The organism is Brevundimonas sp. (genome assembly GCF_036405315.1).
Classification (GTDB): Bacteria; Pseudomonadota; Alphaproteobacteria; order Caulobacterales; family Caulobacteraceae; genus Brevundimonas.
In genome coordinates this window covers 1-10,429 of record NZ_DASWXW010000123.1, presented here as the reverse complement: position 1 = coordinate 10,429, position 10,429 = coordinate 1, and the positions used below count along the sequence as shown (strand labels likewise).

Below are 10,429 nucleotides of genomic sequence, written 5' to 3'. Positions count from 1 at the left end.
CCTGATCGACAACATCGGCCGCATGACCGGCATGCCGCGCGGCCCGCTGGAAATGCACGACGACGTGGCGCTGGACCTGTCGGTCAAGGTCGCCAAGCAGACCCAGGCCGACCTGGGCGACGCCTATGTGCCGCTGCCCGGAGCCCATATCGTGCAGAAGATGGTCGAGGACCTGGGCCGCTACGGCCGCAAGAACGGCAAGGGCTTCTACGACTACGACACCAAGCCCAAGACCCTGTGGGCAGGCCTGTCCGATCTGGCCCCGGTCACGATCAACGACTCGACGCCCGAACTGGTCGAGGACCAGAAGCACCGCCTGCTGTATCGTCAGGCCATCGAGGTCGCCCGCTGCTGGGAAGAGGGCGTCATCGACGACCCGCGCGAGGCCGATGTCGGCGCCATCCTGGCCTGGGGCTTCGCGCCCTGGACCGGCGGCCCGATCACCTTCATCGACCAGACCGGCCTCAAGGCCTTCGTGGCCAGGGCCGACGACTACGCCGCCCGCTACGGCGACCGCTTCCAGGTCCCGCAACTGCTGCGCGAGATGGCCGCCAAGGGCGAGACCTTCTACGGCCGCTTCGCCCCGGAGAAGAAGGCGGCCTGATCTTCACGACAGGCTGAACGGAAAGGGCGGCTCCTCGGAGCCGCCCTTTCATTCCAACGTCGCTCAAGCAGCGCGCTGCCGCGCGGCGCGCGATAGCGACCCTACCTGCTCCTGAACACCCGCGACGCCGCATAGCCCGTCAGGGCCGCCAGGATCACGCACAGCACGCCGTAGGACCACGGCCGGCGATGGGCGAACTCGTAGATGTCGCGCTCCAGCCCGACCTTCTCGACCGTCAGGGTCAGGTTGGACACCGACACCGGCGCCCCCTCCTGAAACAGCCAGACCTCGGCGTAGTATTTTCCGGTCGGGGCCACGGTCGGCAGTTCGACCTCGGCGCGGAACAGGCCCTTGTCGACGAACTGCACCCCGTCGGGATCGGTGTCGTAGAGGGCCGCCGCCTCCTTCAGCCGGATCACGGCGCGGCGCCATTCGAGGTAGTTCTCGCCCAGGCGGCTGACCACCACGTCGCGCACGCCGTAGCGGGTGACGGTGCGGCTCTCCTGCGGCGCGTCGATGCGCAGGTGATCGACGCCGACGCCGAGACGCCTAAGTTGGCCGAAGTCCGCCACGTCCGACAGGGGTCGGGTCGAGGCGGTCATGTAGAAGCCGGGCGCGCCCTCGAACAGGACCGGACGACTGTTCAGCCAGACGCCCATGTTGCGGGTCTTCTTGACCAGCCGCACCGGGGCGTCGGGGCCGCGCACCACCACCACCACGTCGGCGGGCGTGTCGGTCGGATTGAACACCGCGCCATACAGAACGATGGAGGCGCCGCGGAAGCCGGAGTCGACCTGGACCTGGGCGTCGGTCAGAGCGGCGGCGACGCGCACCTCGCCCTCGGTGGCGACCGAGCGTTCAACCGTTCCGACTTCGGCCGGAACGACGATGGGCGCGGGTTCGGGCGGCAGGGCCTGAATCATCAGCCCCCCACCCCCGGCGCCAGCAGGAAGAGGTCGCTGGGCCGCACGAACAACTCCAGCCCCATCTGGATGCCGACCAGCAGGACGATCAGCCCCAGGGCCGCGCGCATCTCCTCGGCGCGGAACCGTCCCGACAGCCGGGCCCCGAACTGGGCCCCCACCACCCCGCCCAGCAGCAGGATGGTCGACAGGACGATGTCCACCGTCTGGTTGCGCCCGGCCTGCAGGATGGTGGTGATGGCCGTGGTGATGATGATCTGGAACAGGCTGGTCCCGACCACGACATTGGCCTTCATCCGCAGCACATAGAGCATTGCCGGCACCAGGATGAAGCCGCCGCCCACCCCCATGATGGCCGACAGGACGCCCGCGAAGACGCCGAGGCCAAAGGGCGGAATGGCGCTGATGTAGAGGCCCGAACGCGGGAAGCGCATGCGCAAGGGCAGGCCGTACAGCCACATGGGGCGACGTCGCTCCTTGCGCGGCGGGGTCTCGCCGCGCACCCGGTGCAGGATCTGGTTCAGGCTTTCGTACAGCATCATGCTGCCGATCGCGCCGAGGAAGACCAGGTAGGAAAGGGCCACGACCAGATCGGCCTGACCCAGCAGGCGCAGATAGCGGAACAGCTCGACGCCCGCGAGCGCCCCCAGGGCCCCGCCCACGGCCATGATGCCGCCGATGCGGTAATCGACCGCCTTCATGCCCGAATAGCGGATTACGCCCGAGGTCGAGGAGGCGACGACGTGGCTGGCCTGGCTGGCGACGGCCACGGTGGGGGGGATGCCCATGAAGACCAGAACCGGCGCCATCAGGAAGCCGCCGCCGATGCCGAAAAGGCCCGAGACAAAGCCCACCAGCGCCCCCAGCATCACCAGGAGCGGCCAGTTCACCGAAACCTCGGCGATCGGCAGGTAAATATCCACGGCACGCGCCTTCGGCTGGAAGGGAACGCAGAACAGCGCCGGAAAGGCGACTAGGCTTCTGGTCTTAGCGAGGGCCGCGACGAACCGCCACCCCCGCCGGCCTTTCAGCCCGCTCGGTTACGCGACCGGCTCGACCGTGAAGGCGTCGGCGGCTTCGCGCGCCACGCGGCGGGTCTCGGCCGAGGTCAGGGGCGTCAGCCGCTGCACCGCCGCCAGGGCCTGCTGGTCGCCGCGTCGGGCCGCAATCATGTACCACTTGAAGGCTTCGGTCGCATTGGGAGCCACCCCCTCGTCGCCCTGCTCGTAGAGGCGAGCGACGTTGTACTGGCTGTCGACGCGGCCGGCCTCCGCGGCCTTCTTGAGCCAGGTCAGGGCCTCGACGCGATTCCGAGCTCCGCCCTCGCCGTCGTAAAGCTGCATGGCGTAATAGTGCATGGCCCGGGCCTCGCCGCCCTCGGCCGCGCGCCGCGCCCAGGTACGCGCCTCGACCGGATCGGGGGCCAGTCCGGCGCCGCCGTCCTGATAGAGACCCGCCAGCCGCAGTTGCGCTCCCGCATGGCCCAGATCGGCTGCGCGCTTCAGCGCCTCCAGACCGCTGTCGTCGCCGTTGTCGAGCAGTTGAACCGCGCGGGCGAACAGGGCCGCCCCCTCGGTCGCGGCCACGTCGGGCGACGGCACGGCGTCGGTGGGCGCGGCGTCCAGCGCCACCGCGGCCAGAGGCGCCGTGCTCGGCGTCGCGGCGGCGCCGGCTCCGCCCGTCAGGGCCGCCATGTCCGGCAGGATCAGGCCCGAGCCTTCGGCCAGTTGCAGCGAGGCGTAGCCCCCGCCCATGACCAGGGCGGCCACGGCCGAGGCGCCCAGGGTCTTGCGGATGGTCGAGCCTTCACGCGACGCCTGCTTGTCCAGTCGTTCCTGCAGCTTGGACTTGCCGCCGCGCTTCATCTTGAGGCCGAAGGCCTGGCGCGGTTCGTCAGCGGCCGGCGTCAGGGCGGCGCGGGCGGCGTCCAGGGTGTCGCGGGTCGAGGCTGCGCGGCCCGCGGCCGCCCCCGCCTGCAGGGCCGCTGGGTCGATGAAGTCGTTCTCGGCCGAGAAGCCGCCGTCGTCCGCGGGGGCGTCAACCAGCGGCGGCAAGCCGCCGACCGTCGGCTCGTCCAGAACATCGCTGACGTCGGCGCCGCCGAAGTCGTCGAAAGCGGGCTCGACCTCAAGCGCGAGATCGACGGAGATCGAACCGAAGCGCGCCGGCTCCGGGTTGGAGCCGAACGGCGCGAGCGCGGCGGGCTCGACCTCGAGCGGGTCGGCGAAGGCAGGCTCGGAATCGGACGCCGGCGGCGCGGGGAAGGGCGCGGCGTCCAGCGCCCCGCCCAGAGTATCGTCAGACCAGTCCTCGACCGGATCGGCGAAGGCGGCCGCGCGCCAGTCCCCGCTCGGACTCTCGGCCGGGCTCCACGGCGTCGGCTCGGGGCTTTCCAACGGGGTCTCGCGACGTCCGGCGCGCGTCCCGCGCTGCTCCATGCTCTCGCGGGCCTCGGCCAGCAGCCGGGCGGTGCGTTCCTCGCTCTGACGCATCCGCTCGGCCAGATCGCCCGAGGCGCGGTCGTAGCGTTGCTCGATCTTGTCGGTGTTCTCGGCCAGACGGCGGCCGATGTCGTCCAGCGCCTGCGCCGAACGGCGCTCCGACTGGGCGATGCGTTCGCTGAGACGATCCGAGATGCGGGTGATTTCGCCGCCCAATCGCTCGAGCGCCAGGGCGTGCTGATCGTCGGATCGGGTCAGACGCTGGTCCATCGCCTGGGCGTAGCGGCCCATGTCGCGGTCCAGCTTCTCGTTCAGTTCGCGACCGAGCGCCGCGACCTGATCGGCAGCCCCGCCGGCCTCGACCTTCTCGACCCGGGCGTTCAGGTTCTGGGCGATGCGCAGGACCTCGCGGCCCATGGCCTCGACGGCGTCGGCCGAGCGTTGCTCGGCGGCGCGGGTCTGGTCGCCGACGGCGGCCAGGGCGCGCTCGATGCGATCCACGCGACCTTCGGTCTCGGCCACGTCGAGGCGGCGCATCATCTCGACGCGGCTGCCCTCGACCTGACGAGTCAGGGTCTCCGCCAGCTTCTCGAAGCGGGCGGCCTCGCGGGCGTGCTCGGGCTCGATCCGGCCTTCGGCGTCGCGCAGACGCAGGTCCAGGGCGGCGAACGACCGCTCCAGCCCCTTCAGGGCCTCGGAGGTGCGCTCCTGCGCCTCGTCCAGCCGGGCGCCGACCTGGGCCAGAACATCCGCGCCGGGTCCCGGACCGGCGGCCTTCTCGACCGCCTCCATCCGCTCGCGCAGATCGCCGATGGCGGTGCGCTGGCGCTCGTCCAGGTCGAACAGGCGGCTGGAGACAGCGCCGAGCGCGGCGTCCAGCCTGGCGAAACCTTCCTCGGTCCGGGGGCCGGCTTCCTGCTCGAAGCGACGCAGGCGCTTGTGGCCTTCGCGCAGCTCGTCGGCGATGTCGTCGATGCGCCGGGCGTAGCCGAGGCCGACCTCGTCCTGCTTCTCCATGCGACGCACCAGACCGGCCACGGCCTGATCGACGCCCTGAATGGCGAGGGTCGAGCGCCGTTCGACGCCCTCCAGCCGCTCGGCGATGACTTCCAGCGAAGCCCCCATCCGGCTGGCGCGGTCGTCATCATAGCCGTAGGCGTCGTCCAGACGGCGCGAGCGGCTGCGGCGATCATAGGGATCGGGAATGGGCGTGCGGCGCGGCAGGGGCGTGACCCCCTCGTCCTCGTCCGGCTCGTCCATGATCATGGAATTCAGCCACTCGCCCAGGGTCATGCCCGAACGGCGCGCAAGGTCCTTGGCGATCTCGCGAGCCTTGGGGTCGATCCCCTTCACGCTCCACGGCGCTGCTGCGCTCACTGATTCGCCTCCCGAGCTTTGTGGGACGCTACCGCTCCAGATCAAGCGTGTAAACGTGTCGTTAACCGCAACATCTGGCGCCTGGGGCGAAGGAATCACCTGTGGCGCTTGTACGCGGTCGGGCGCTTTTCACGCCGATATGGTTAACGTCGCGTTTAGATTCGCTTTCTCCCGGGTTTTGAGCTTGCGAAGCGGCCTCCCAGACGCCAACTGCCCCCGCCATGAGCCCCTCGCTGACCCTGACCCTGCTGGCCGCCGCGAGCGCCGTCGCCGTCTTTTCCGGCTGGCGCGGCGCGCGTCCGCCGGACCTGACCAGGGGGCCGCGCATGATGCCGTGGCGCTTCATCATGCTGGCGTCGGCGGCGCTCGGCTTCCTGTTGCTGATCCACCTGGTCTCGACGCTGAGCGGCCGGACCTTCCCGACGCCCTACTGAGGCGGGCGCGCGGCGGCCGTGACGGAGGGGGCACCTCGACGGGGGAGGTTTGCGCCGCCCCTACACCCCTGCGCGGTCCCCCTCCCCATGAAATGGGGAGGAAAACGGCCCTCAAGCAGCCTCGCCCCGCGGGCGAGGGGTTAGGGCCTCTTCTTCAAAGAGAGGCGGCTTTCAGTCGCCAGCGAAACACCAGGCGAGCACCGCCTTCTGGGCGTGGATGCGGTTCTCGGCTTCGTCCCAGATCAGCGAACGCGGACCGTCGATGACGGCGTCCGTCACCTCTTCGCCGCGGTGGGCGGGCAGGCAGTGCAGGAAGACCGCGTCGGGCGCCGCCAGCCCCATCAGGGCCTCGTCCACCGTATAGGGCTCGAAGGCGGCCAGGCGCGCCTCATAGTCCTGATCCCCCATCGACACCCAGGTGTCGGTGACGACCACGTCGGCGCCGACCACGGCCTCGCGCGGGTCCGAGGTCAGGTGGACGTGGGCGCCGCCCTTCTCCAGGTCGCGCAGGTCGGGATGATATTCCGCCGGGCAGGCCACCTTCAGGTGGAAGCCGAACTTGGGCGCGGCGTGCATGAAGCTGTGGCAGACATTGTTGCCGTCGCCGATCCAGGCGATGGTCTTGCCCCGGACCGGCCCCAGATGCTCCTCGATCGTCAACAGGTCGGCCAGGATCTGGCACGGGTGGCTGCGGTCGGTCAGGCCGTTGACCACCGGCACCGTCGAGACACGGGCGAAGCGTTCGACGTCCTCATGGTTGTTGGCGCGGATCATCACCGCGTCGACCATACGCGACAGGACCTTGGCCGTGTCCTCGACCGGCTCGCCGCGCCCCAGTTGCATATCGGCGGCCGTGGCGATGATGGCCGAGCCGCCCAGCTGACGAATGGCCGCGTCGAAGCTGAAACGGGTGCGCGTCGAGTTCTTCTCGAAGATCATGGCCAGGACGCGGTCCTGACCCGGCGCGTCGGCGTCGGGACGACCCTGGGGCCAGCCCTTGCGCGCCTGCTTGCGGGCGTGGGCGTCGTCCAGGACGGCGCGCAGATCGGCGGCGTCCAGCCGGTGGATGTCGAGGAAGTGACGGACCATATCTAACTCCGCTCATCCCCGCGGAAGCGGGGACCCAGTCCTTTGGACGCAGAACGCCCGAATCTTGTCATCCGCCGCTCGCCCAGTTCCGCCGTCGTCGAGAAACAGAACTGGGTCCCCGCTTCCGCGGGGATGAGCGATCGATGATTACGCCGCCAGCTTCGTCCGGGCGAACTCGCAGGCCGTTTCGAACTTCTCGACGGCCTCGCGGGCCTCTTCGAGGGTGATGTTCAGCGGCGGCAGGATGCGGACCAGGTTGTCGCCGCCGCCGGCGATCAGCAGCTTGGCCTCGTCGCGGGCCCAGCCCATGAAGTCGCGGTTGTTGGGGACCAGCTTGACGCCGACCAGCAGACCCTTGCCGCGCACCTCGACAATCACGTCAGGGAAGCGTTCGGCCAGACCGTGAAGCTGCTGCTTCAGATAGCCGGCGACCTCGTTGACGTTGGCGATGATCGCGTCCGACGACACCTCGGCGAAGGCGGCCTGGCCGACGGCCATGGCCAGGGGGTTGCCGCCGAAGGTCGAGCCGTGAGCGCCGACCGTCATGCCCTTGGCCGCTTCGGCCGTCGACAGGCAGGCGCCGATGGGGAAGCCGCCGCCCAGGGCCTTGGCCACCGCCATGATGTCCGGGGTCATGCCGGCCCATTCGTGGGCCCACAGCTTGCCGGTCCGGCCCATGCCGCACTGGACTTCGTCGAAGATGATCAGGACGCCGTACTGATCGGCCATGTCGCGCATCCAGCGCAGGTCTTCTTCCGAGGTCGAGCGGCAGCCGCCCTCGCCCTGAACCGGCTCCAGGATGACGGCCGCCGTGGTCGGGTTTTCAAAGGCGGCGGTCAGGGCTTCCTTGTCGCCCCACTTCAGCTGATGGAAGCCCTCCATCTTGGGCCCGAAGCCCTCGGTGTAGCTGGGGTTGGCGGCGGCGTTGATCGCGCCATAGGTGCGGCCGTGGAAGGAGCCGTCGAAGCCGTAGATGTCGATGCGTTCGGGCTGGCCGTTGGCGACGTGGAACTTGCGCGCCGTCTTCAGCGCGCACTCGACGGCTTCCGTGCCCGAGTTGGTGAAGAAGACCACGTCGGCGAAGGACTTGGCGCACAGGGCGTCGGCCAGGGCGTCCTGGCCCGGAATCTTGAAGATGTTGGAGACGTGCCACAGCTTCTCGGCCTGATCCTTGACCGCCTGCACCAGCTTGGGGTGGGCGTGGCCGAGCGCGTTGGTCGAGATGCCCGAAACGCAGTCCAGGTATTCGGTCCCGTCGGTGGACCACAGGCGGACGCCCTGGCCGCGCTCCACTTCCAGCGGCGCGCGATTGTAGACACCCATCAGATGACCGGACACAGGCAGACTCCATAAAGCGAGACGGCCCCGGCGCATCAGCGACGGGACCGCTTCAGAAAAGGGCGAGGGACTTGTCGGGCGCTATTGCCCCTTAGTCAACACCGTGCCGATCGCCGTCAGCGCAGCTGCGCGTCCAGCTTCTGGATCAGGGCGGCGTAGGTGGCGCCGGCCGCAGCGATGGTCGCGCCCTCGACGGCCTCGATCACGTCGTCCTTGGAGTGGATCACGCGGAAGACTTGGGGCACGAAGCCCTCGGCCAGGCCGTTCTCCTTGCCGCCGTTGAAGGCCAGCCACATCTGGTGGGCGCCGACCTGATCCTGGAAGCCCAGCGACACCACGGGCACGCCCGCCGCCGAGAAGGCGCGGTCATCCGAGGGCGGATACTCGGGGAAGCCCACGCACTGCATCGCCCGCTCGGCGCACAGTTCCTGGGTCGCACGCGTGACGAAGGCCGACTGCGGCCCGTTGTTCTGGCCGTACATCAGGGTGTCGCCATAGGCGGCGACGTCCGAGTTCACCACGGCGGCGACATTGGCGACGCCGTGCGCCTCGATCCACTTCCTGGCGCCGATCAGGCCCAGCTCTTCCTGATCGAAGAAGATGACGCGGACACGGTGCGACAAGGGCTTGTCGCGCAGGATCTTGGCCGCCTCGATCAGGGCCACGACGGACCCCGCGTTGTCGATCACGCCTTGCGACATGGTCCCGTCGCGCAGTTTGACCGCGTCATAGTGGGCGGTCAGCAGGATTTCTTTCGGACCGTCGCCGATCGTCACGACCACGTTGGAGCCCTGCATCGGCCCGGCGCGACCGCCGCCCTCGAAGGTCTCGACGGTCGGGTTGAAGCCCGCGGCGCGCAGCTGGCCCACCAGAACGGTCATCCGCTCGCTATTGGACGGCTGCACATAGGCGCCGACCTGGGCCTTCAACGCGTCCGCATCCTGCGCGGCGGCAGGCGTGGACAGAAGCGCGGCGGCGGCGACAGCGGACGCGAGAACAGATCGGAACAGCATGAAGGACCTCCCTACCCCCTCCCCAGGGGGCGTTCAGCCCTGCCTAAAGGCTCAGCTCTTCAGGCGCCAGCCCGAACGGAACACCAGCCAGCAGGCCGCGCCCATCAGCACCGTCAGCACCGCGCTCATGACCACGCCGATCATCAGACTGCCCTCGGCGTGGCCGATGAAGCCGGCCCTGAAGCCGTCGATCAGGTAGAAGAAGGGGTTGAAGCGGCTGATGCTGGCGAAGGGCTCGGGCAGGCTGTCGATCAGGTAGAAGGTGCCCGACAGGAAGGTCATCGGCATGACCACGAAGTTCTGCACCGCCGACAGGTGGTCGAACTTCTCGGACCACAGGCCCGCCAGCACGCCCGTCATCCCCATCAGCAGCGAGGCGATCAGGCCGAACCAGACGATCAGAAGGACATTGGCCAGACCCAGCTTCGCAAACGGCAGGACGCACAGGGCCGTCACCAGACCGACCGCCACCCCGCGCGTCGCCGCGCCCAGGGTGAAGCCGATAGTCAGCTCCAGCGGGCTGAGCGGCGGGGTCAGGAAGTCGGTGGACGTCCCCATGATCTTGGCCTGGATCAGGCTGGACGAGGCGTTGGCGAAGGCGTTCTGCAGAATGGCCATCATGATCAGGCCCGGCGCCACGAACTCGGCGAAGGGCGTGCCGTGCAGCGGCGGGCGCGCGCCCTTCAGCGCCACCACGAAGACCAGCATGTAGAGCAGGGTCGTCACCACCGGCGCCGCCACGGTCTGGGCGCCCACCTTCCAGAAGCGGCGCACCTCGCGCAGGTAAAGGGTGCGCAGGCCCACCCAGTTGATCCCGTCATAACGACGCGGCTGAGGCAGGCCGGAAGGGGCGGTGGAGGCGAGATCGGTCTTCATGGCCGCCCAGATGCGCCCGCAAAGCTGGTTTCGCAAGGCGCCCGACGTTCGACGAGACGACCTAAAACTGAGTCAAAACGGGACATTAACCACACTACATCTGGTTTCTGTGGACAGCCGAATTGCCACATCTTGCGTGTTTTAAGCCCTGCTTTACGATTAGTAGCAGGTCGAGGCGGGGAAATTCGTCGGCGACCCAAGATATTGAATCCGATCCCCGGGAGGGTGGCCATGACCGCAGCAAGCTGGACTGAAGACCGCGTCGGCGCGTTGAAGAAGCTCTGGCTGGAAGGCCAGTCGGCCAGCCAGATCGCCAAGACCCTGGGCGGCGGCG

General features: G+C 68.9%; 10 protein-coding genes. 3 read left to right on the top strand and 7 right to left on the bottom strand.

Translation table 11 applies throughout. The features are described 5' to 3' along the window. A partial coding sequence (locus tag VGE49_RS07235; RefSeq protein ID WP_331033886.1) for a 3-hydroxyacyl-CoA dehydrogenase family protein occupies positions 1-604 on the top strand: 604 nt, incomplete at its 5' end. A gap of 101 nt (positions 605-705) precedes the next feature. On the opposite strand, the gene VGE49_RS07230 is transcribed toward VGE49_RS07235, so the two are convergent. The 3 genes from VGE49_RS07230 to VGE49_RS07220 form a co-directional block, all read right to left on the bottom strand. After that, on the bottom strand, positions 706-1,527 hold the full coding sequence (locus tag VGE49_RS07230; protein WP_331033885.1) for a TIGR02186 family protein: 822 nt from the start codon (positions 1,525-1,527) through the stop codon (positions 706-708). Beyond that, the gene (locus tag VGE49_RS07225) at positions 1,527-2,450 is read right to left on the bottom strand and encodes a sulfite exporter TauE/SafE family protein (RefSeq protein ID WP_331033884.1); all 924 of its coding nucleotides are present in this window, start codon (positions 2,448-2,450) and stop codon (positions 1,527-1,529) included. The genes VGE49_RS07230 and VGE49_RS07225 overlap by 1 nt, the downstream gene beginning before the upstream one ends. A 117-nt stretch (positions 2,451-2,567) precedes the next feature. Next, entirely contained in the window at positions 2,568-5,345 is a 2,778-nt protein-coding gene (locus VGE49_RS07220) for an SEL1-like repeat protein (protein ID WP_331033883.1), read from the bottom strand. A gap of 221 nt (positions 5,346-5,566) precedes the next feature. Here VGE49_RS07220 and VGE49_RS07215 point away from each other — a divergent pair, with 221 nt between their 5' ends. Beyond that, a complete protein-coding gene (locus VGE49_RS07215; protein ID WP_331033882.1) occupies positions 5,567-5,779 on the top strand; it encodes a hypothetical protein in 213 nt (70 codons plus the stop codon). Between the two features lie 171 nt (positions 5,780-5,950). Here VGE49_RS07215 and argF read toward each other — a convergent pair whose 3' ends face one another. From argF to VGE49_RS07195, 4 genes are all read right to left on the bottom strand, one after another. Then, positions 5,951-6,868 (bottom strand): ornithine carbamoyltransferase, encoded by a 918-nt coding sequence (gene argF / locus VGE49_RS07210; RefSeq protein WP_331033881.1) that lies wholly within the window; start codon positions 6,866-6,868, stop codon positions 5,951-5,953. Between the two features lie 147 nt (positions 6,869-7,015). Continuing rightward, the gene (locus VGE49_RS07205; RefSeq protein ID WP_331033888.1) at positions 7,016-8,191 is read right to left on the bottom strand and encodes an aspartate aminotransferase family protein; all 1,176 of its coding nucleotides are present in this window, start codon (positions 8,189-8,191) and stop codon (positions 7,016-7,018) included. A gap of 131 nt (positions 8,192-8,322) precedes the next feature. Further along, positions 8,323-9,219 carry a M20/M25/M40 family metallo-hydrolase gene (locus VGE49_RS07200; protein ID WP_331033880.1) on the bottom strand — a complete coding sequence of 299 codons (897 nt, stop codon included), beginning with the start codon at positions 9,217-9,219 and terminating at the stop codon, positions 8,323-8,325. Positions 9,220-9,270: 51 nt separating this feature from the next. Further along, the gene (locus tag VGE49_RS07195) at positions 9,271-10,095 is read right to left on the bottom strand and encodes an ABC transporter permease (RefSeq protein WP_331033879.1); all 825 of its coding nucleotides are present in this window, start codon (positions 10,093-10,095) and stop codon (positions 9,271-9,273) included. A 231-nt stretch (positions 10,096-10,326) separates the two neighbouring features. Here VGE49_RS07195 and VGE49_RS07190 point away from each other — a divergent pair. Continuing rightward, positions 10,327-10,429: GcrA family cell cycle regulator (locus VGE49_RS07190; protein ID WP_331033887.1), on the top strand; the 103-nt coding region annotated here is incomplete at its 3' end.